Source organism: Streptomyces aureus, from assembly GCF_000725495.1.
In the GTDB taxonomy this organism is placed as follows: Bacteria; Actinomycetota; Actinomycetes; order Streptomycetales; family Streptomycetaceae; genus Streptomyces; species Streptomyces aureus_B.
On record NZ_JNZD01000002.1, the window covers coordinates 163,094 to 185,230 of the forward strand.

Below are 22,137 nucleotides of genomic sequence, written 5' to 3' on the forward strand. Positions count from 1 at the left end.
GTGCGGTCGCCGCCGTACGGGCGGAGGTCAGAGGGTCGTCGCGGGTGTCCGGTTCCGGCCGCGCAGCCGGTACCGGTCCCACGAGGACACGAGGATCACCTCGTACTGGGACGGGGGAACCACGACAGCGGTGCGGTAGCGCACGGCCCGGCTCCCCTCGTTCGTCACGGCGCACACGGCACCCGGAGCGGTGGTGTGCGGTTCGTGGCGAGTGTAGGGAACAGGGCGCGGGCGGGGCACCGTATTTTTCCGAGGGCGGGTCGCACGGGGACGTTCACGCCCGGCGGCACGGACGGTGGGAGGGCGTGGGGCGGGCTCCCGGCGGGCCCGGCGGCGCGAGGGCCACGCCCGGGCACCGCGCGGATCGCGCTCGCGATACGTTTCGCCCTGTCAGAGCCTCCAGGGGCACCCGCAGTTATCCGAGTCAGGATGGTCATGCGCGAGGAATCGATCGTCGAGGCAGCCGCCGGAGTTCATCTGGTCCACGGCAGCAACACCAACTGGGTGGTGCTCTCCGAGGGCGACTCGGTCACCCTGATCGACACGGGATATCCGGGCGACCGCGCATGGCTCCTCGCGTCCCTCAAGACCCTCGGGCACGCCCCCGAGGACGTGACCGCCGTCCTGATCACCCACGCGCACAGCGACCACCTCGGCTCCGCCGAGTTCCTGAACCACACCTACGGCACGCCCGTCCAGCTGCACGAGACCGAGGTGCCGCACGCGCGCCGCGAATTCCTCCACCAGGTGAGCATCGGACAGGTCATACGGCAGGCCTGGCGCCCCGGGGTCCTGCCCTGGGCGGTGCACGCCATCCGCTCCGGCGGTACGGCGGACGTGACCATGACGAAGCCGGAGGCCTTCCCCCACGCGGGCCCGCTCGACCTGCCCGGCCGGCCCGTCCCCGTGCACACCCCCGGCCACACCCCCGGGCACTGCGTCTACCACCTGCCCGAGGCGGGGGTGCTCATCTCCGGCGACGCCCTGGTCAGCGGTCACCCGACCTCGCGGATACAGGGCCCGCAGCTCCTGCCGAGGATGTTCGACACCGAGCGCGCCGGGGCCCTCGCCTCGCTCGACCGCATCGAGGCCCTCGGCGCCGACGTGCTGCTCCCGGGCCACGGCCCCGTGCACCGCGCCCCGGTGGACCGGGCGGCCCAGCGCGCCCGGGAGCTGGCGGGCTGACGGCGCCCCCGCCGGGGGAGCGCCGTCCGGGCCGCTCCCCCGGTGGGCACCGCCCGCTTGACGCCCCGGACAGACGGGTGCAGAGTTGTACATATACATCGTAAATATACGTAGTTACCTTGTATGACTCAGAGCCGTCGCGCCCGGGCGCGTCCGTGCCGGCGCGGCGCTCTCCTTCCCACCTCCGCCCGCGCACACGAAGGAGCCGGGCCCATGAGTGCCCCCTCGACCATTCTCGTCACGGGCGGCGCAGGATTCATCGGTAGTCACGCCTGTGTCGAACTGCTTGACCACGGCTACGAGTTGATCGTGGTCGACGACTACTCCAACAGCAGCCAGCAGGTGTTCGCCCGCGTGGAACGCATCGCGGGCCGCTTCCTCGGAACCATCTATGAGCTGGACATCCGTGATCGGCGTGCCCTCTCGGCCGTCTTCGACCGTCACTCCGTGGACGCCGTCGTGCACTTCGCCGCGCACAAGGCCGTCGGCACGTCGACACGGATGCCCATCGACTACTACGACACCAACGTCGGCGGAACGACCGCGCTGCTGAAGACCATGCACGAGCACGGTGTCCACCAGCTCGTCTTCTCCTCCTCCTGCTCCGTGTACGGCGACGCCGGCCATGGAGCACTCGACGAGTCGACCCCGCTCCGGCCCACGAATCCGTACGCCGCCTCCAAGGTCGTCTGCGAGCAGATCCTCGCCGACGTCTGCGCGCGGCACCCGGAGTACACCGTGCTGTGCCTGCGCTACTTCAACCCGGCGGGCGCCCATCCCAGCGGACTCCTCGGCGAGGACCCGAGCGGTTCCCCGGAGAACCTGCTGCCGGCGCTCGCCCAGGTGGCCGTCGGACGACGCGAGCGCCTCCGGGTCTTCGGCGACGACTATCCGACGGCGGACGGGACCGCGATCCGCGACTACCTCCACGTCATGGACACCGTCGAGGCCCATCGCGTCGCGCTCGACCACCTCGCCGACGGCACGGGCATGCACGTCTTCAACCTCGGTATAGGCAAAGGGAGTTCGGTCCTCGACGTGATCGCCGCCTTCTCCGCGGCCTGCGGCAGCCCCGTTCCGTACGAGATGGTGCCGCGCCGTCCCGGCGACGTCGCCGAACTCGTGGCCGACGCCTCCGCCGTGGCGCGCGCCTGGGGCTGGCACCCGCAGCGGGACCTCGCCGACATGTGCCGGGACGCGTGGCGGTTCCAGCAGCTCAACCCGCACGGTTACGCCGGTTCCGCCCGGCGCCCGTCCGCCAAGGGCTGACCCGAGGGCACCCACGCACGCGTACACCCGACACACCCGTACACCACACCCGCTACACCCTTACACCCCCGCACCCCCGCGCCCCCGCGCCCCCGCGCCCCCGCGAGCGGCCCTACACCTCGGACTGGGGCTCGCGCTCGGACTCCGACAGCAGGAACGCCGTCTCCACCAGTGCCAGATGGCTGAACGCCTGCGGCGCGTTGCCCAGTTGACGGCCCGCGTCGGGGTCCCACTGCTCGGAGAGCAGACCGAGGTCGTTGCGGATCCCCAGCACCCGCTCGAACACCTCCGTGGCCTCCGCGCGGTGCCCGGTCGTGGCGAGGGCGTCGGCGTACCAGAGCGAGCACGCCACGAACGCGCCCTCATTGCCCGGCATGCCGTCCACCCCGTGCACGCCGTGGCCGTCGGGCGCGTACCGCCGTACGAAGCCGCCGTGGTTCAGCTCCCGCATCGCCCGCACGGTCCCCCGCACCCGCTCGTCCGCGGGGGACAGGAAACCCAGCCGGGATATCAGCAGCGCCGAGGCGTCCAGCTCCGAGGATCCGTAGGACTGGACGAAGGATCCCCGCCCCGCGTTCCAGCCCTCCCGGCACACCTGCCCGTGCACCTCGTCCCGCAGGGCCCGCCAGCCGGTCGAGGAGCCGTTCCTTCCCAGCAGCTCGCCCATCCGCAGCGCACGGTCCGCCGCCACCCAGGTCATGACCTTGGAGTGGACGAACTGCCGCGCCGGGCCGCGCACTTGCCACAGCCCCTGGTCCGGCTCGCGCCAGTGCCGGGCGAGGTAGCCCATCATGCCCTCCACCAGCCGCCACACATGGCCCGGTATGGGGATACCCGCGCGCAGCGACAGCAGGAGCGCGTCGAGCACCTCGCCGTAGACGTCGAGCTGGAACTGGCTCACCGCCGAGTTGCCGAAGCGGACCGGGCGGGAGCCCTCGTAGCCGGGCAGCCAGGGCGCCTCCGTCTCCGGGAGCAGCCGCTGGCCGGCGACCCCGTACACGGTCTGGAGAGCGGTCGGGTCCCCCGCCACGGCCCGCACGAGCCAGCCCACCCAGGCGGTCGCCTCGTCGCGGTAGCCGCCGCGCAGCAGACAGGACAGCGTCAGCGCGGAGTCGCGCAGCCAGCAGTGGCGGTGGTCCCAGTTGCGTTCGCCGCCGAGGGAACCGGGCAGCGAGGTGGTCGGGGCGGCGATGATGCCGCCGGTGGGCGCGTAGGTGAGCGCCTTGAGGGTGATCAGGGAACGCACCACCGCGTCGCGCCAGGGCCCCTCGTAACGGCACTGGGCGGTCCAGCGCCGCCAGAAGTCCCCGGTCTCCTTCAGCACCGTCTCGGCGGGCACGGCGAGCGGGGCGGGCGGCTCGGTGCGGTACGAGGGGGCCCACACGAACGTCAGGGTCGTCCTGCGCCCCGCCCGCACGGTGAACTCGTGGACGGTGGAGTTCCCGCCGCCGGGCCGCGCCGCGATGTCCTCGGCGTTCAGCCAGACGGCGTCCGGTCCGGCGACCGCGACCGTGCAGGACTCACCGGCCTGGATCCACGGCACCACGCGGCCCTGGTGGAAGCGCAGCCGCAGTTCGCTGCGCATCGCCACCGTCCCCCACAGCCCCTCGACCATGCGGACGATGCACGGGAGTTGACTGCGCGGTGGCATGAAATCGACGACCCGCACGGCACCCGTCGGAGTCTCCCAGCGGGACTCCAGGACGAGGGTGTCGCGGCGGTAGGCCCGGCTCTCGCAGTGCGCGTGCACCGCCCGGGAGACGGGGGCCACCCGCCAGAATCCGTTGTCCGGTGTCCCCAGGATCGCGGCCAGACAGGCCGGAGAGTCGAACCGGGGCAGACACAGCCAGTCGATGGAACCGTCCCTGCCGACCATGGCAGCGGTTTCCAGATCGCTGATGAGGGCGTAGTCCTCGATGGGTGCGTTCATGATCGAAGCCACGCCGCCATGTACCTTGCCGCGCCTCTTCAGCATAAGGCCGGGGACCCGGAAACCGCATCCTGACCAGGAGGTTCGGCCGTCGGCCGACCCGCCCCGGGGCAGCGGACACCGCGGCGGAGGGCAGCAGGGACCGCGGCGGAGGGCGGCCGGCGCATGGCCCAGGGCGGCGGGCGCCGTGGCTCGGGACGGCCGACGCCGTACCGCGGGCCGGCCCCCGAGGGGTCACCGGTCCCTAACTCGGCGCGGCAGGACGGCCGGTGGAGCGCCGCACCCGCTCCGGACGGGGCGGACAACCGCGGCCCGAGATCGCCAGGAGATGCACCCGTCCACCCGCCGTGCCTACGATCAACAATGCCCCGGAACCGGCGAACGGTCCTGTGCCGTCCGACGCAACGGTCCTGTGCCGTCCGACGTAGGGAGGCGGTTCGGCGTGCGGGCACCTCGCCTCACCGGCGTCCTGCCGCGGCCCCAGCGCCTCGGTGTGTACGCCCTCCTGGTCGCGGTCACGACCGTCGTCTACATGGTCATCGCCGTGACACGGACCCCGCTGTGGGCCGTCATCGGACTCGGCGGCGTGGCGGCGATGCTCACCGGGATCCAGCTCAACCGCCCGGCCCACCGCTGGCCGTGGCTGCTGCTGGCGGCCGGGCTGCTGGCCTTCGCCGCGGGCGACACCTCGTACAACGTGATGGAGTCGTACTTCCACTTCAACAACCCGTTCCCGTCGGCCGCCGACGCCTGTTACCTGGCCACCTATCCCCTGTTCGCGGCCGGTCTCTACGGGCTCGTGCACTACCGCTGGCCCGGCCACGACCTGCCGAGCCTGCTGGACGCGCTGATCTTCGCCCTGGGGCTCGCGCTGCCGGTCTGGGTGTTCCTGGTGCAGCCGCTCACCCATGAGCCGGGCATGACCTGGCAGCAGCGGGCCATCAGCATCGCGTACCCGCTCGGAGACGTCCTCGTCCTCGCGATGATGGCCCGCCTGCTGGTGTCCAGCCCCGGCGGGGGCCGCATCCCGGCCCTGCGGCTCCTCGTGCTGGGCACCGCGACCCTGCTCACCTTCGACATCGCGTACGGGATCCTTCAGCTCAACGACCTGTGGCAGACCGGAACCCTGCTCGACTCGGGCTGGATCGTCTTCTACACCGCGTGGGGGCTCGCCGGGCTCCATCCCTCCATGGTCGAACTGACCCGGCCCGTCGTGCGGCGGGAGTCCCTGCGCCCCACCCGCCGCCGGCTGCTCTCGCTCACCGCGGCCACCCTGGTGGCACCCGCGATCCTGCTCTACGAAGGGCGGCGCGGGAACGCCCAGGACGCCGCCGTGATCGCGGTCTTCTCCGCCGCCCTCTTCCTGCTGGTGCTGCTGCGCCTCTCCGGGATGGTGGCCGCCCACCGCAACGCCGTGGCGCGGGAACTGGCCCTGCGCACCGCGGCCACCTCACTCGTCGCGGCGGTGCGGCCGACGGACGTGGAGTGGGCGTGCGCCACCACGGTCAGCACCCTGTTCGGGCCGAAGGCCGAGCACCGGAGCCTGGTGCTGCCGGCCGAGTACGCGAACGGGCTGGCGACCCGCCGCTCGCACATGGTGCCCACCGCGGAGCTCGGCGCGGACATCAAGGACCGGCTCGGCGGTCTGCCGATCACCCTCGTGTGTCCCATGATCCCGCCCGACGAGCCGACCGGGCATCTGCCGGGTGTGCTGATGGCGGCGGGACCCGAGCAGCAGCTCCGCGAGGTCCAGAGCTCGCTGGAGATCCTGGCCTCGCACGCCGGTCTGGCGGTGGAGCGCATCGCGCTGCGCCAGGAGATCATCCGCAAGGAGAGCGAGGCGTACTTCCGCACCCTGGTGCGCAACGCCTCGGACGTCATCCTCATCGTCGAGGACGACAACTCCATCCGGTACGCGAGCCCGTCCGCGCGTGCCGTGTTCGGCCAGGTGGAGCTGACCGGGGCGCCACTGCCCGACCTGGTGGACGGGAGCGACCGGGCCCGGGTCGTCCGGGGGCTCGCCGCCCTGCGCACCAGGGGAACCCTGGAAACCCACGACCACTGGTGGGTGCTGCGGGACGGCAGCCGCATCGAGGTCGAGGTGCGTTGCAGCGACCTGCGCGAGGACCCCACGGTCTCCGGGCTCGTCATCACCCTGCGGGACGTGACCGAGCAGCGGCGCCTCGAACACGAGTTGACCGAGCGCGCGTTCCACGACCCGCTCACCGGGTTGCCGAACCGAACCCTGCTGCTGGAGCGGATCGAGCGCGCCCTGCTGCGCAGCCGCCGCGGGACGACGCTCACCTGTCTGCTCTTCATCGACCTCGACGACTTCAAGATGGTCAACGACACGATGGGCCACTCCACCGGCGACCATCTGCTGACCGCCGTCGGCGAACGGCTCTCCGGTGCCCTGCGCCGCACCGACACCGCGGCCCGGCTCGGCGGCGACGAGTTCGCGGTGCTGATGGAGGACGCGAAGAAGCCGCTGGACGCCGAGCTCCTCGCGGCCCAGGTGATCCAGGCGCTGAGCCGGCCCTTCAGCCTCCGCGAAGGCTCCGTGAGCGTGTCCGCGAGCGTCGGCGTGGCCACCGCCCGCGACAGCACCGACGCCGAGGAGCTCCTCGGCCACGCGGACCTGGCTCTCTACGCGGCCAAGGCGGCGGGCAAGCGGCAGTGGCGCCGGTTCCTGCCGCGGCTGCGGGTGCGGATGGTGGAACGCCACGATCTGCAGGCCCGGCTCGACGGCGCGGTGGCCCGGTCCGAGTTCACGCTGCGGTACCAGCCGGTGGTCGACATCGCCGCGGGCGAGGTGGTCGGGTTCGAGGCTCTGGCGCGCTGGCCGCATCCGCAGCACGACCCCGTTCCGCCCGACCAGTTCATCGCGCTCGCCGAGGAGACGGGGCACATCACACCGCTGGGCGCCTGGGTCCTGTCGAACGCCACGACCGACATCGCGGGACTCCAGCGGTCCGCCGACAAGGCGGACCCGCCGTACGTCTCAGTGAACGTCTCCCCCCGCCAGTTCCGCGACAGCGGGTTCCTGGACGAGGTCCGCAAGGCGCTGGAGACACCGGGGCTCGCCCCCGGGTCACTGCAGCTGGAGCTCACCGAGACGGTGCTGATGCGGCGCGACGCCCAGATCCAGGCGGTGCTGTACTCGCTCAAGGACCTCGGGGTGCACATAGCCGTCGACGACTTCGGCAGCGGCTACTCGTCGCTGCGGTATCTGCGGGACTTCCCCGTCGACGTGCTGAAGATCGACAAGACGTTCATCGACGACATCGCGCTGGACACCCGTCAGGTCGCGCTCGTCGAGGGAATCGTCGGCCTCGCCGACACCCTGGGCATCCAGGTGATCGCCGAGGGCATCGAGGACCCGGTGCAACGGGACCTCCTGGCCGGCATGGGATGCCGGTTCGGACAGGGGTTCCTCTTCGCCCGGCCGATGACGGTGCAGCAGAGCGAGTTCCTCCTGCGGCAGCGCGACGGGGTACGCACCCCGGCCGTGGCCGCCGCGACGGCGCAAACGAGGTACGGAATGGAACAGACCGAGCCGGCTTCCGCAGAACCGGGCAAGGAGGGGTCCGGTGCGCCCGGGGCGGCGGGGACCGGTGGCACGCCGGGCGAGGGCGGGCAGACGGAGGCGACCCGCCGCTCCAGGCGCTGGCGCGACCTGGAGCACCTGCGGCAGACCAACCCCATGAGCGATGCCGTGCTCGACGAGGTGCGCGGCCGGCACATCCGCAGCGGCGACCACTGGATGATCGACTTCGCCTCCTGCAACTACCTCGGCTTCGACTGCGACCCGGAGATCATCCAGGCGATCGAGCCGGCCGTACGCAACTGGGGCACCCACCCCAGCTGGTCCCGGCTCATCGGCAGTCCCCGCCTGTACCCCGACATCGAGGAACGGCTGTCCGACCTGCTCGGCGCACCGGACACGCTGCTGCTCCCCACGGCGACCCTGATCCACGCCTCGGTGATCCCCGTCCTCGCGGGCCAGGGCCATGTCTTCGTGGAGGCCACGGCGCACCGCACGGTGTTCGACGGCTGCGTGGGGGCCCGCGGGCAGGGCGCGACCCTGCGCCGGTTCCACGCCGAGAACCTCGACGAACTGGCCGCCATGCTGGACGCGGCGCCCGCCGACCTGCCCCGGCTCGTCTGTCTGGACGGTGTGAACAGCATGAGCGGGAACATCCCCGCGCTGCCCCGGCTGGCCGAGGTGTGCAGGCCGCGGAACGCCCTCATGTACATCGACGACGCGCACGGGTTCGGCGTCATCGGGGAGCGCGGCCCGAACGAGTCGTGTCCGTACGGGGACCGGGGCAACAGCGTCGTACGGCACACCGGGGAGACGTACGAGGGGATCGTCCTGGTCGGCGGGTTCTCCAAGGCGTACTCGTCACTGCTGGCCTTCCTCGCCCTGCCGACCTCGCTCAAGGAGCGGCTCAAGACCGCCGCTGCCCCCTACCTCTACTCGGGGCCCTCGCCCACCGCCTCGCTCGCCACGGCGCTGGCCGGCCTCGACGTCAACGACCGCCGCGGGGACGACATCCGGGCCGATCTGTACCGCAAGACGGTGCGGGTCCTGGACCATCTGGAGGAGCTGGGGGCGGGCACGCTCAACACGGACCGCCTGCCGATCATCGAGATCCCCCTGGGCGACGCCGACGACCTGGACGCGGTAGGCGAATTCCTGTGGGACAACGGCATCTACGTCACCCTGGCGGCCTATCCCCTGGTGCCCCGCGACCGGGTCGGTTTCCGCGTCCAGCTGACCGCGCTCAACTCCGACGAGGACGTCGACCAGCTCAACGACACACTCACCCGGCTCACCGAGCGCTATCGGCTGCGGCCGAAGGACGGAGTCCGCGATGGCGGTCCTCAATGACGACGTGAACTGGGACAGCTGGCCCGTCGAGGACTACCTGGCCGAGAACTACCGTGAGCTGCACCCCTCGGACGCGGCGGTCATCACCCACCACAGCGCGTTCTACCGCGCGTTGGAGCCGGACGGCGTCGCCCGCTCCGTGGAGGTCGGGGCCGGCCCCAACCTGTATCCGCTGGTGCTCGCGTCCGCCGCGAGCCGCCACATCGACGCCGTCGAGGCGGGTGCCTCCAACGCCGCCTATCTGGAACGCCAGTTGAGCGGGCCGCCGGACCGGAGCTGGCTGCCCTTCCACGCCCTGTGCCGGGAGCTCAACCCGGAGGTCCCCGAGACCCTGGAGGAGTCGCTGGCCCCGGTGCGCCTCGTGCACGGCGACCTGCGGTCCATCGAACCGGGCGGCTACGGTCTCGCCTCCATGCACTTCGTGGCCGAGGGGGCCACCGAGGACTTCGAGGAGTTCAAGGAGTTCTGCCGCCGGTTCGTCCGGTGCGCGGCGCCGGGCGGCCACCTGGTCGCCGCCTTCATGGAGAACATGCCGACCTACCGGATCGGAGCCGACTCCCGCTGGCCCGGCTGCCCGGTGGACACGGACGTCGTCACCGAGGTGTTCGCCCCGCTCACCGACGAGCTCACGGTCGACCGCATCCCCTCCGACCCGACCCTGCCCGACTACGGGGACTCGGGGATGATCCTGCTCACCGGGGTGGCGGCGGCCCGTCCCGCGGGGTGAACCACCGCCGCTCCCCCGTGTGTTCGGGCGCCGGTCAGCCGAGTTCCAGCGACGTCACCCCGTGGACGCGCTCACGGGCCAGGTCCCGGACCCGCCCGGTGTACATGCGGGCCGTCTCGAACGACGGGGTCAGACCGAGCTTCTCGACGAGGGCGACGGCCGCCGTGTTCGTCTGCGGCACGTCGACGGCGAGCGCCCGGCCGTCCGCGTCGGCTGCGAGCGCGGCGAACAGGGCGCCGGCGTCCTCGGCGGTGTCGGCGAACAGGGGGCCGATCCGCAGGGAGTCGCGCGCCGGGCGGATCACTGCGTAGCCGCTCATCCGGCCGCCTTCGCCGTGCCGGACGTAGGCGCGGTGCCCCGGGGCGGTCAGCCAGGACTCCAGGAAGGCCGGCCGGTCGGCCGGGTGGCAGGCACCGTCGTACGCCGTGATCGCGGCGCGGTCCGCCGGCCCGGCCGCGCGCACGCCCGACGGCTGCCGCTCCACCGGGGCCACGCCGGTGAACCGGACGGTCCGGTAGGCGAGTTCGAATCCGGACTTGCGGTAGTTGTCCTGCTGGGCGACGACGCCGTCGAGACCGACGGTCCGGTCACCCGCGTGGGCCAGGGCCGTCTCCCAGGTGGCGAGGCCGTATCCCATCCCGCGCAGATCGGGGCGGACGAGGTAGAAGCCGAGGAAGGCATAGTCGGCGCTGTAGTTGACCACCGAGATGGCCGAGACCGGCTCCCCGTCGACGCGCCCGATGAAGAAGCCCTCCGGGTCCTGGACGAAGAAGCTCGCGCTGTCGGAGAGGCCGGGATTCCATCCCTCGTCCGCCGCCCAGCCGCCGACCACCTTCCAGTCGTCGAGCGTGGCCTGGCCGACGACGAGGCGGCCGGATCCCGGAGAGGTCATGGAGCACTCCAATGCGTACGGGTCGAGGGGCCCCGGCGGACGGGGGCGCGGTGCGCCGGCCGGTCGCCCGCGTGCATCCTCGCCGATCTCCGTGCCGGCCGCAGCGACGGGCACCGCGCGCGGGAAGGGATTCGGCCACTTCACCGCCGCGCCCGGCCCGCGGCGCCCCGGGCGGCCCCGGCCCTCAGGAATCCGGGCGGCGCGCGGACGCGGAGGAGGCTCCGCCGGTCACCCGTCCGACGGAGCCTCCCGTTCGTGACCGTCGCGGGTCAGCGCACCGCGGCGGGGCGGAACCGGCGGTACAGGACGGCACCGCCCAGAAGCATCGCCGCGCTCGCCGCGACCGCGGACATCGTGCCGTCGGCACCCGTGTGGGCGAGCGTCGCCACGGTCCCTGGCACCGCCCTCTCCGGCGCCGGGGCGTCCGGGGTCGCTGCGGGTGGGGTGGACGGCTTCGGGGCGGGCTTCACGGGGTGGTGCGCCCGCACCGGCCGGGTGCCCGGGGTGTTCACCGACGTGTTCCCGACGGCCGGGTTGCCGACCCCGACCACCGACACGGAGTTGCCGCTGACGTTGACCGGGAGATCCACCGGAAGCTGCAGGCCGTTGCCCGAGAGCACTCCAGGCGAATCCTTTCCGCGGCCGTGTGCGACCGCACCGCCGTCATTGCGGCCGCCCGGCCCGCCCGTGCCGTGGTGACCGGCGGCCCCGCCGTGCGCTCCGGCACCCGTGTGCCGTCCGTCGGCACCGCCTCCGCCGCCCGTGTTGGCGCAGCGGTTGCCCACGGCGGGGTTGAGCAGCCCGGCCACGTTCACCGTGTTGCCGCACAGGTTCACCGGGACGTGCACGGGGAGCTGGACGGTGTTGCCGGAGATCAGGCCGGGCGAGCCTGCCGCCGCGCCGTCCGCCGCGGAATCGGCGTGCGCCGGCACGACCGCCGCCAGCGCGCCGGAGGCGGCCGCCGCGGCGATCAGACCATTTCGGGTCACCCGTTTCATACGTTCACTGCCTTCCTGACAACGACGTGGACGCTCGCCCACATTGCCTAGAACGCCGGTGGACGATCCGAGTTATGGCTTATCGGCCTTTCACCCCATCGAGCGTCCCGTGTTTCGAACGGCCGCCGCACCTCCCGCGGGGGACGGTGGCGGGGTCGGGGACCGCGCCCGGGCGCGGTCCGGGGACGGGCCCTGGCGAGGCCGGGGACGGTGCCCGGGGCTGCGCCCGCCCGGAGGCGGGCCCCGGGGGCCGCGTCTATCGTGATCCGGGAGGTATCGCCGGTCCACCGCAGGCGACCCTGGAGGCAGGCATGCTGTCCGTGCACCAACGCTTCGCGGTCGTGGGAGCCACCACCGCGACGCTGACCCTGCTGGCGGCGGCGCTGCCGGCGACGGCGTCCGCCGGCGACGGGCCGGACCTGTCCCGCTTCTACCGCCAGAAGGTCACCTGGACGGCCTGCGAGGGCGACGAGGTGCCCAAGGACCTCCAGTGCGGCAAGATCACCGTTCCCCTGGACTACGCGCGGCCCGGCGCCGCCACGCTCGACCTGGCCCTCGCCCGCTACAAGGCGACGGGCCACTCCCGGGGTTCGGTGCTGCTGAACTTCGGCGGCCCCGGCGGCGCGGGCATACCCGGGCTCGCCGCGAGCGGCAATGACTTCATGGGCCTGACGAACGGCTACGACGTGGTGACCTTCGACCCGCGCGGCGTCGGCAGGTCCTCGCCGGTCAGCTGCGGCGACGGAGCGGACGAGATCTTCGGCGCGACGGCCACGGGCACCGATGTGCAGGCGGCGCTCAAGGCGGTCAAGAAGGCCGCCGACACCTGCGCCGCTCACTCGGGCGCCGTCCTCCCCCACATCGGCACGGTGAACGCCGCCCGCGACCTGGACGTGATGCGCCAGGCCCTCGGCGACAAGAAGCTCAACTACCTCGGCTTCTCGTACGGCACCCGGCTCGGCGCGGTGTACGCGGCCCGGTTCCCCGGGAAGACGGGACGGATGGTGCTCGACGGGGTCGACACGCTCACCGAACCCCTCACCGAGCAGGGCCTCACCGGCGCGCGGGGACAGCAGACGGCCCTCGACGACTTCATCACGTGGTGCGCCAAGAACCTGGCCTGCCCGTTCGGACAGGACGCGCGCAGCGCCGGCGAACAGGTGGTCCAGCTCGTCAAGTCCCTCGACGCGGAACCGGTGCCGTCCGACTACGGCCGGGAGTTCACCGGACAGGACCTGGTGGGGGCGATGGGCCAGGCGCTCTACAGCAAGGCGATGTGGCCCGTGCTCGAACAGGCCCTCGCCCTGCTCGTCCAGGACGGCGACCCGCACGGACTCGACCAGCTCTACGGCGGCGCCTCCCTGCCCGCGACCTCCACACCGGTGCGGCACGGGCCGAAGCACAGCGGGCTCGTCGACGCCGAGGACGTCCCCCTCGACAATCTCCCCGCCGCCCTGATGGCGATCAACTGCGCCGACGACCCCGACCGGCCGGCCGCCGGCGAGGTGGCCCGCCAGATCGCCGGGCTGCGCGCCGCCTACGAGGAGGCCTCGCCCGTCTTCGGCCGGTACCGGCTCGCCCAGGTGCTGATGTGCTACGGCCGTCCGAAGGGCACCTCCTACATACGCGACAAGGTCCGCCACGTACCCGCCTCGAAGATGCTGCTCGTCGGCACCCGGGGGGACCCGGCGACCCCCTACCGCTGGACCGAGGAGACCGCCAGGCGGCTGGGCTCCGCCGCGGTGGTGCTCGACAACAGGGGCGAGGGGCACACCGGGTACGCGTCCTCGAAGTGCGTGCACCGCAAGGTCGACGACTTCCTGCTCTACGGGTCCCTGCCGGCCGACGGCAGCTCGTGCGGGCCGGAGAACACGGACGGTACCGACGGGTAGTGGTGGGGCCCGCCGGATACCGACGGAGACCGGCGGGCCCCCGCGAGGCGGTCGTCCCCCGCGCACGGGCGGGTGTCCCGATCTGCGGCCTTCGCCGCCATGGGTTTGACTCGTGCCGTGCGCCGGATGCTGCCCTTGCTGCTCGTCGCCCTCGGTGCCGCCGGGGCGCTGCTCCTCGTGGGCGCCGTCTCGCCGTGGTGGTGGTGCGCGGCGGCCCCGCTGCTGGCGCTGGCCGCGCTCGGGGCCCGGGACCTGACGCAGCGCTGCCACTCCGTGCTGCGGAACTATCCCCTGCTGGGCCGGCTGCGGTTCCTCATGGAGGCGGTGCGCCCTGAGCGCCGGCAGTACTTCGTGGAGAACGACGTCGACGGGCGGCCCTACGACCGGAACGTGCGCTCCCTGGTGTACCAGCGGGCCAAGGGGGCCGACGCCGAGGAGCCGTTCGGCACCGAGCGTGACGTCTACGCGGACGGCTACGAGTTCCTCCAGCCGTCGATGCGCCCGGTCGAGGCGCCCGACGAGCCGCCGGTCGTCCGGGTGGGCGGCCCCGACTGCACCCAGCCCTACGACATGTCGCTGCTCAACGTCTCCGCGATGAGCTTCGGGGCCCTGTCCTCGAACGCGATCCTGGCGCTCAACCGGGGTGCGGCGCTGGGGGGTTTCGCGCACGACACCGGCGAGGGCGGTCTGTCGGACCACCATCTGCGCGGTGGCGGTGATCTGATCTGGGAGATCGGCACGGGGTACTTCGGCTGCCGCACCGCCGAAGGGGACTTCGAGGAGCGGGAGTTCGCGGACAAGGCCGCGCTGCCCGAGGTCAGGTGCGTGTCCCTGAAGCTCTCCCAGGGAGCGAAGCCGGGCTTCGGCGGCGTCCTGCCCGGGGCGAAGGTGAACGCGGAGATCGCCCGGGTGCGCGGGGTGCCCGAGGGCGAGACCGTCGTGTCGCCTCCGTATCACCGTGCGTTCTCGACCCCGAGGGAGCTGGTGCGGTTCATCGCGCGGCTGCGGGAGCTGTCGGGCGGCAAGCCGACCGGCTTCAAGCTCTGTGTGGGCTCCCGGCGTCAGTTCCTGGCCGTGTGCAAGGCGATGCTCGCCGAGGGGGTGACACCCGACTTCATCGTTGTGGACGGCTCGGAGGGCGGCACGGGGGCGGCACCCCTGGAGTTCGCCGACAACATCGGCACACCGCTGACCGAGGGCCTGATCACCGTCCACAACGCGCTGGTCGGCACCGGGCTGCGGGACCGGGTGCGCATCGGCGCGAGCGGCAAGGTCGCGACCGGCTCGGACATCGTCAAACGCCTGCTCCAGGGCGCCGACTACACCAACGCGGCCCGCGCGATGATGTTCGCCGTCGGCTGCGTCCAGGCCCAGCGGTGCCACACGAACACCTGCCCGGTCGGCGTGACCACCCAGGATCCGCGCCGGGTCCGCGCGCTGGACGTGCCCGACAAGACCGAGCGGGTACGGCGTTATCACCGGGCCACCGTCCACGGCGCGAGTCTGATCATGGCCTCCATGGGCGTACGGCACCCGCGCGAGCTGACCCCGCACTTGTTGCTGCGGCGCGTCGGACCGACGACGGTGAGGTCGTACGCGGAGCTCTACGAGTGGCTGCCGTCCGGCGTCCTGCTCTCGGAGCCGCCCCCGTCCTGGGCCGCGGACTGGACGGCCGCGGACCCGGACTCCTTCTGATGGTCAGAAGTCGACGGGGTCGCGCACGATGGGGCAGGTCATGCAGTGGCCGCCGCCGCGTCCCCGGCCCAGTTCGGCGCCGACGATGGTGATGACCTCGACGCCGGCCTTGCGCAGCAGGGTGTTCGTCTGGGTGTTGCGGTCGTAGGTGAACACCACACCGGGCTCCAGGGCGACGGCGTTGTTGCCGCTGTCCCACTGCTGCCGCTCGGAGGCGTACACGTCGCCGCCGGTCTCGACGATCCGCAGCCCGGGCAGCCCCAGCGCCTCGGCGACGACGTCGGTGAAGGCGCGGGAGCCCTCGTCGGTGAGTTCGATCCCCGGGGCCTTGTCGCTGGGCCGCAGGGAGAACGTGTGCACCGCGTCCATGATGGCCGGGTACAGGGTGACGAGGTCACGGTCGGCGAAGGTGAAGACGGTGTCGAGGTGCATCGCGGACCGCAGCTTCGGCATACCGGCGACGACGACGTGGTGGGCCGCTCCGGCCCGGAACAGCGCGGCCGCGACCTGGCTGATGGCCTGCCGCGAGGTGCGCTCGCTCATGCCCATGAGGACGACGCCGTTGCCGACCGGCATGATGTCGCCGCCCTCGAACGTGGCCTGTCCCCACGTGAGTTCGGGATCTCCCCACCACACCGTGGAGCCGGTGAAGTCGGGGTGGAAGGAGTAGACGGCCTTCATCAGCAGCGTCTCGTCGTGCCGGGCCGGCCAGTAGAGCGGGTTGAGGGTCAGGCCTCCGTAGAGCCAGCACGTGGTGTCGCGGGTGTAGAGGGTGTTGGGCAGCGGCGGCATCAGGTACTCGCGGACGCCGGTCGACTCTCGGGCCAGCGAGAGGTAGCCGGTGCGGAACTCGTCGGGCAGGTCGGCGGTGGACAGTCCCCCGATCAGGTACTCGGCGAGGACGGCGGGTTCGAGGGTCTCCAGGAACGCCCGGGTGCCGTCGACGAGCCCGAGCCCGACCTCGTTCGCGGTGATCTTCCGCTCCAGGAGCCAGTCCCTCGCCACGGGCAGGGCCATGGTCTCCGCGAGCAGGTCGTGCAGTTCCACCACCTCGACCCCGCGACCGCGCAGTTCGTCGACGAAATCGGCGTGGTCGCGCTGGGCGTGCTCCACCCACATCACGTCGTCGAAGAGCAGGTCGTCGGCGTTGGTGGGGCTGAGCCGGCGATGGGCGAGGCCGGGTGCGCAGACCAGGACCTTGCGCAGTCGGCCGACCTCGGAGTGGACGCCGTACGCCGGACGGCTCGTGCTGGCTTCACTGGTCACGGGGTGCCTTTCTCCAGGCCGGAGGCCGACGGGTCACAGACTGATCCAGCCCAGCGCCAGGGCGACGATCCCGGTGACGGCACCGGCGACCGAGACGACGAGGATGACCAGTTCGCGGGGCGAGAACGGCGTCCTGCCCTGCTCGCGGCGCGCCATCACGAACAGCACGGTGGCGGGCGCGTAGATGATGAAGGAGACGAGGAGGTACTTCAGTCCGGCCGCGTAGATCAGGAACGCGGTGTAGACGGTGGCGAGCGCGGCGACGACGAGGTCGCCGCCGAACCGGTGCCGGGCGATCTTCAGGGCGAAGGCCGCGGCCAGCAGGAACGGGATCAGCGTGAGGGCGCTGGTCAGGTCGAGCGCGAAGTTGAAGGCGTCGCCCGAGAAGAGGGTGACGACCAGGACCGCCTGGGTCAGCACGGTGCTCAGCAGCAGCGCGGGCTCCGGCACGTCGGCGCCGGTCGTGCGGGCCAGGAAGCGGGGCATGTCCTCGTCCTTGGCCGCGACGAACAGCACCTCGGCCGCCATCAGCGTCCAGGCGAGATAGGCGCCGAGCACCGAGACGATCAGGCCGACGCTGACGAAGACCTCGCCCCAGGTGCCGACCGCGCTCTCCAGGACCCCGGCCATCGACGGCTGTCTGAGCTCGGCGATCTCGCCCATGGGCAGCAGCCCGTACGACACGATCGTGACCGAGGCGAAGATGCAGAACACGCTGAGGAAGCCGAGGATCGTGGCCCGGCCGACGTCCTCACGGCGCTTGGCGTGCCGGGAGTACACGCTCGCCCCCTCGACCCCGAGGAACACGAACACGGTCGCCAGCATGGTGCCCTTGACCTGCTCGAAGAGCGGGCCCGCGTAGGCGGCACCGGCCCAGTTGTCGGCGAACACCCGGGGGTCGAGATAGAAGAGCGCCAGGACGATGAAGACGAGGATCGGGACGATCTTGGCCACGGTGACGATCCGGTTGATGGCCGCCGCCTCCTTCACCCCCCGCCGGACGAGGAAGAAGAAGGCCCACAGGCCGACCGAGGAGAGCACGACCGCGAGGACGGTGTCCCCGTCGCCGAGCGCGGGCGCGATGGCCCCGATCGTGGACATGATGAGCACCCAGTACGTCACGTTGCCGACGCAGGCGCTGGCCCAGTACCCGAAGGCCGAGAAGAAGCCGAGGTACTCGCCGAAGCCGGCCTTGGCGTAGGCGTAGACGCCCGCGTCGAGGTCGGGCCGGGCGATCGCCAGCCGCTGGAAGACGAAGGCGAGCATCAGCATGCCGGTGCCGGCGACGGCCCAGGCGATCAGCGCGCCGGCCACCCCCGTCTCCTGGGCGAACCGCCGCGGCAGGGAGAACACCCCGGCGCCGACCATGGAGCCCACGACCATCATCGAGAGGGTCACCAGGGTCAGCTTGGCGGCGGGTGCCGCCTCGGTTTCGGTGTCGGCCTGCGTCATGGGCGTCCCGTGGAGAGGGCATCGTCGTGCGGGACCACGATGCGGACGACGTCGTCTGGCGACCTGAGCGACCTTAACAACCAAATGCCCCAAATGCCCGGGAGGGGCCGCCGTCAGGGTGCTGCGTCATCGATCTCCGAGGCCGACAATCGGATCACCGGGACGGAACGCTCCGGTGAGTCGTCGGAAAGGTGCGCACCGCGTGAGTGAGCTGTTGGGTGTGGCGGTATTGGGTGCCGGCCACATGGGAGCCGACCATGTACGGCGCTTGGACCGGGTGGTGAGCGGCGCCAGGGTCGCGGCGGTGGCGGATCCCGACATCGATCGCGCCAAGGAAGCCGTGGCCGGTATCGACGGCGCCTCGGTCCACGCCGAGGCGGAGGCGGCGCTCGACGCACCCGGGGTGCGGGCCGTGCTGATCGCCTCCCCCGGCCCCGCGCACGAGGAGGCCCTCCTCGCGGCGTTCACCCGGGGCCTGCCGGTGCTGTGCGAGAAGCCGCTGGTGCCGGAGTCCGCCGGGGCGCTCCGGGTGATGGAGGCGGAGGTGCGGCTCGGGCGGCGGCTGGCGCAGGTCGGGTTCATGCGCCGCTACGACGCCGAGTACCTGCGACTGAAGTCCCTGCTGGACAGCGGCCGACTGGGCCGCCCGCTGATGCTGCACTGCACCCACCGCAACGTCTCCTCGCCGCCGGGCTTCACCTCGGCGATGCTGGTCAACAGTTCCGTGTCGCACGAGATCGACGCGGCGCGCTGGCTGCTGGGGCAGGAACTCACGGCGGTGACCGTGCTGCGCCCCCGCTCGTCGTCGGCCGCACCGGAGGGCCTGATCGACCCTCAGTTCGTCCTCTTCGAGACGGCCGGCGGCGCCTTGGTCGACGTCGAGGTGTTCGTGAACTGCGGGTTCGGCTACCAGGTGGCCTGCGAGGCCGTCGGCGAGACGGGCAGCGCGCGGATCGGGGACGAGCGTTCCCTGGCGGTGACGACGGCGGGCGGCCGGCACGAGGAGGTGGCGCAGGACTACCTCGTACGCTTCGCCGACGCCTACGACCGCGAGGTGCAGGCCTGGGTGGACGCGACCCGGGCCGGCCGGGTGACCGGGCCCGGCGTCTGGGACGGCTACGCGGCCTCCGCGGTCGCCGAGGCGGGAGTCCGGGCGCTGGAGAGCGGCGGCCGGGTGGCCGTCGAACTCGCCCCGCGCCCGGACCTCTACACCTGACCGGTCCGCCGTCCGGCGGCGGTCGTGCGCGTCCCGGCGGGCCGTGTCGATGCGCCGGCCCGGTGGGGCGGCCCGGTGGGGCGGCCCGGTGGGGCGGCCCGGTGGGGCGGCCCGGTGGGGCGGCCCGGTGGGGCGGCCCGCCTCACCGGGCCGGCGGACGCGGGTGTTGATTATCGGTTATCGCATTCATGATAGGCTCTAACATCGTCCTAGCCCTCCACAGCCCGCCACCCCGACACGAAGAGGCGACGCCATGGCCGCAGCACCGCGCAACGGGACCGGCCCGCGTGACCGCTTCCGCGCACAGGTACGCCAGGAAGTGAAGGCGGCGGCACTGCGCCAGCTCGCCGAGGGCGGCCCGGAGGCACTGTCGCTCAACGCGATCGCCAAGCAGCTCGGCATGACCGGCCCCGCGCTCTACCGCTACTTCGCCAACCGCGACAGCCTGTTGACCGACCTCGTCGTCGACGCCTACGGGGACCTGACCTCGGCCCTCACCCGGGCCGCCGCGGACGGTCCGGCGGACCCGGCCGGCCGGCTGACCGGGCTGGTCCACGCGTACCGGGCGTGGGCCCTGGCGGAACCGCACCGCTACCGCCTGCTGTTCCGGGCGCCGCTGCAGGGCTACGACGCCCAGGCGGCCGGCCTGGTCGAGGCCGCGCAGCCCGCCATGAACGTACTCCTGGAGGCGGTGGGCGCCCTCGCCGAACCGGAGACGGGGCCGGAGACGGAGCCGGGCGGACCGGCGGAGACGGCGGCACCGTTCCAACGGTGGAAGGAACGGCACGGCATCGAGGAGGTCTCCGAAGCGGTCGCGGCGCGCTCCACGCTGCTGTGGGCGCGGCTGCACGGTCTGGTCGCCCTGGAGATCGAGGGCAACTTCCGCTCGATGGGCATCGACCCGTCCCCGCTCTACGAGGCCGAGACGGCCGACTTCGTACAGGCTCGCTGAGCACCCCCGGACACTCGCACACATGCCCCTCGAACAGGCGAATGAACGTCTCGTACAGGGGTATCACTGACCTTCAAGTCACGTACGTTTCCTACGACTTGACTCCGCACAACGCCTACCGCAACAGGACCGGTCACCCACTCCGGGAGGACTGCGGCATATACCAGAAGCACGACCGTATCGGGTGTTGCCAAATCCCTTACAGGGCCTCGCGGGCTGTGCCACAGTCGTAGCGGTCCTTCCGTAACCCAGGTCGTACCGTCCCCGCATCGGAGTACGTCATGCCACCCCATCTCTCTGCGGACCGCCCCGCCGCCCAGCCGCCCCCGCGCGGCTCGGTCGACGCGCTCATCTCGCAGACGCGACGCCTTCGCGGCGAGGTGGACGCGGTGCGGCGCGAGACAACCGTGGACGAGGAGGACGCCCAGGGACGCTGGCAGCGAGCGCTCTGCGATCTGGCGCTGCATCAACTCAGAGACCTGGACGCGCATTTGGCCCAGCTCCGGGACGGACCGCCGGAGGTTCCGGTCCCCGCCCCGGCCACCGCGGCCCACCACGGCGCACCCGGAGCACGCGGGCAGGACTCGCTGCTGAGCCGGGTCGGCAGCGCCGAGTGGAACCTGCTCACCGACGAGGCCAGCTGGTCCGGCGAGCTCTACGAGATCCTGGGACGCGACGCCACCGCTCCCCCGCTCACCCTCGACGAACTGCCCTCCCTGGTCCTGGACGAGGACCGCCCGATGCTCACGACGATGGTCACCGACTGCCTCATCGACGCCAAACCCATCGACGGGGAGTTCCGCATCCAGCGCCCCGACGGCGGAGTGCGGACCGTGCACATGATGGGTGAGCCCGTCCTCGACGCCGGCGGGAGCACCGCCTCCATGTGGGCCGTGCTGCGCGACGTCAGCGAACTGCGCCGCAGCCAGCGGACGGTGGGCGAGACCCGGGAGACCCTTCAGCGCCAGCAGCACGTGGCCCGCACCGAACACCGGCTCGCGGTCGAACTCCAGGAGGCCGTGCTGCCGCCCTGGCGCGGCTCCCTGCGCTTCCCTCGCCAGGGCCCCGGAGCACTGGACGTGGCGGCCCACTATCTGCCCTCGTCGGCCAGCGCCCTCATCGGCGGCAACTGGTACGACGCCCTGGAACTACCCGACGGACAGACCCTGTTGAGCGTCGGCGACCTCACCGGGCACGGGGTCACCGCGACCTCGGGCATGGCGATGCTGCTGGGCGCCCTGCGCGGTATGGCGGTGGCGGGCACCCAGCCGGGGCAACTCCTCTCCTGGCTCAACCAGTTGATCGACTCCACCGTCCAGCCCGCCCTGGGCAGCGCCGTCTGCTGCCGCTACACCCCCGCGACCCGCACCCTGGGCTGGGCGCAGGCAGGACACCCCGCCCCGCTGCTGTTCCGCGACGGGACGGGGTGTGCGCTGGCCGCACCGGACGGCGTCCTGCTCGGAGCGACCTCCGGTGCCGTCTACGGACAGGCCGAGGAGACCCTCCGCGAGGGCGACCTGCTGCTCCTGCACACCGAGGGACTGGTCCCCCCGCCGGCGGACACCTCCCTTGCGGGCACGGCCAGGAACCCCGGAGAGACGGCGGCCGTCCGGAGTCTGCTCGACCTGGCCCCGCGCTTCGGCGAGGCTCGTACGGCCCAGGACTGCATCCGGATGGTCGTCGAGGAGTTCGGCGGAACGGAACGCGAGGACGACGCCTGTGTGCTCGTCGCCCGGATCGGGTCCTGACGGCGAGAACGGCGAGAACGG

At 72.2% G+C, this 22,137-nt stretch carries 15 protein-coding genes; 9 read left to right on the top strand and 6 right to left on the bottom strand.

Annotation, left to right across the window (positions count from 1 at the left end; translation table 11 throughout):
* Window positions 1–27: 27 nt before the first annotated feature.
* Window positions 28–168 (bottom strand): hypothetical protein, encoded by a 141-nt coding sequence (locus IO36_RS46630; protein WP_158997172.1) that lies wholly within the window; start codon window positions 166–168, stop codon window positions 28–30.
* 267 nt (window positions 169–435) lie between these two features.
* Here IO36_RS46630 and IO36_RS03055 point away from each other — a divergent pair, with 267 nt between their 5' ends.
* Together IO36_RS03055 and galE are read left to right on the top strand one after the other, a co-directional pair.
* Window positions 436–1,185, top strand: coding sequence for an MBL fold metallo-hydrolase (locus IO36_RS03055; RefSeq protein WP_037615744.1), 750 nt, complete (start codon window positions 436–438; stop codon window positions 1,183–1,185).
* Window positions 1,186–1,398: 213 nt separating this feature from the next.
* Window positions 1,399–2,454 carry a UDP-glucose 4-epimerase GalE gene (gene galE / locus IO36_RS03060; protein ID WP_209441145.1) on the top strand — a complete coding sequence of 352 codons (1,056 nt, stop codon included), beginning with the start codon at window positions 1,399–1,401 and terminating at the stop codon, window positions 2,452–2,454.
* A 112-nt stretch (window positions 2,455–2,566) separates the two neighbouring features.
* Here the strand turns inward: galE and IO36_RS03065 are convergent, their stop codons facing one another.
* Window positions 2,567–4,384 carry a glycoside hydrolase family 15 protein gene (locus tag IO36_RS03065; RefSeq protein ID WP_037616150.1) on the bottom strand — a complete coding sequence of 606 codons (1,818 nt, stop codon included), beginning with the start codon at window positions 4,382–4,384 and terminating at the stop codon, window positions 2,567–2,569.
* A gap of 532 nt (window positions 4,385–4,916) precedes the next feature.
* Here IO36_RS03065 and IO36_RS03070 point away from each other — a divergent pair.
* Together IO36_RS03070 and IO36_RS03075 are read left to right on the top strand one after the other, a co-directional pair.
* Window positions 4,917–9,278 (top strand): aminotransferase class I/II-fold pyridoxal phosphate-dependent enzyme, encoded by a 4,362-nt coding sequence (locus IO36_RS03070; protein ID WP_051899974.1) that lies wholly within the window; start codon window positions 4,917–4,919, stop codon window positions 9,276–9,278.
* Window positions 9,262–10,005 (top strand): hypothetical protein, encoded by a 744-nt coding sequence (locus IO36_RS03075; protein WP_037615745.1) that lies wholly within the window; start codon window positions 9,262–9,264, stop codon window positions 10,003–10,005. Before IO36_RS03070 ends, IO36_RS03075 begins: the two co-directional genes overlap by 17 nt.
* A 34-nt stretch (window positions 10,006–10,039) precedes the next feature.
* On the opposite strand, the gene IO36_RS03080 is transcribed toward IO36_RS03075, so the two are convergent.
* Entirely contained in the window at window positions 10,040–10,897 is an 858-nt protein-coding gene (locus tag IO36_RS03080) for a GNAT family N-acetyltransferase (RefSeq protein ID WP_037615746.1), read from the bottom strand.
* A 269-nt stretch (window positions 10,898–11,166) separates the two neighbouring features.
* Window positions 11,167–11,895: a chaplin gene (locus tag IO36_RS03085; protein WP_037615747.1), complete on the bottom strand. Its 729-nt coding sequence runs from the start codon at window positions 11,893–11,895 to the stop codon at window positions 11,167–11,169.
* Window positions 11,896–12,206: 311 nt separating this feature from the next.
* Between IO36_RS03085 and IO36_RS03090 the strand changes: the two genes are divergently transcribed.
* A complete protein-coding gene (locus IO36_RS03090; protein WP_037615748.1) occupies window positions 12,207–13,787 on the top strand; it encodes an alpha/beta hydrolase in 1,581 nt (526 codons plus the stop codon).
* A 126-nt stretch (window positions 13,788–13,913) separates the two neighbouring features.
* Window positions 13,914–15,482: an FMN-binding glutamate synthase family protein gene (locus IO36_RS03095; protein ID WP_037616154.1), complete on the top strand. Its 1,569-nt coding sequence runs from the start codon at window positions 13,914–13,916 to the stop codon at window positions 15,480–15,482.
* Between the two features lie 3 nt (window positions 15,483–15,485).
* Here IO36_RS03095 and IO36_RS03100 read toward each other — a convergent pair whose 3' ends face one another.
* Both IO36_RS03100 and IO36_RS03105 read right to left on the bottom strand, forming a co-directional pair.
* On the bottom strand, window positions 15,486–16,748 hold the full coding sequence (locus IO36_RS03100) for an arginine deiminase (RefSeq protein WP_037615749.1): 1,263 nt from the start codon (window positions 16,746–16,748) through the stop codon (window positions 15,486–15,488).
* A 33-nt stretch (window positions 16,749–16,781) separates the two neighbouring features.
* Window positions 16,782–18,200: a basic amino acid/polyamine antiporter gene (locus IO36_RS03105; RefSeq protein ID WP_037615750.1), complete on the bottom strand. Its 1,419-nt coding sequence runs from the start codon at window positions 18,198–18,200 to the stop codon at window positions 16,782–16,784.
* 202 nt (window positions 18,201–18,402) lie between these two features.
* Between IO36_RS03105 and IO36_RS03110 the strand changes: the two genes are divergently transcribed.
* The 3 genes from IO36_RS03110 to IO36_RS03120 all read left to right on the top strand — a co-directional run bounded on the left by IO36_RS03110 (window position 18,403) and on the right by IO36_RS03120 (window position 22,116).
* Window positions 18,403–19,416 carry a Gfo/Idh/MocA family protein gene (locus IO36_RS03110; protein ID WP_037615751.1) on the top strand — a complete coding sequence of 338 codons (1,014 nt, stop codon included), beginning with the start codon at window positions 18,403–18,405 and terminating at the stop codon, window positions 19,414–19,416.
* Window positions 19,417–19,669: 253 nt separating this feature from the next.
* On the top strand, window positions 19,670–20,368 hold the full coding sequence (locus tag IO36_RS03115) for a TetR/AcrR family transcriptional regulator (protein WP_037615752.1): 699 nt from the start codon (window positions 19,670–19,672) through the stop codon (window positions 20,366–20,368).
* 281 nt (window positions 20,369–20,649) lie between these two features.
* On the top strand, window positions 20,650–22,116 hold the full coding sequence (locus IO36_RS03120) for a PP2C family protein-serine/threonine phosphatase (RefSeq protein ID WP_037615754.1): 1,467 nt from the start codon (window positions 20,650–20,652) through the stop codon (window positions 22,114–22,116).
* Window positions 22,117–22,137: the final 21 nt, after the last annotated feature.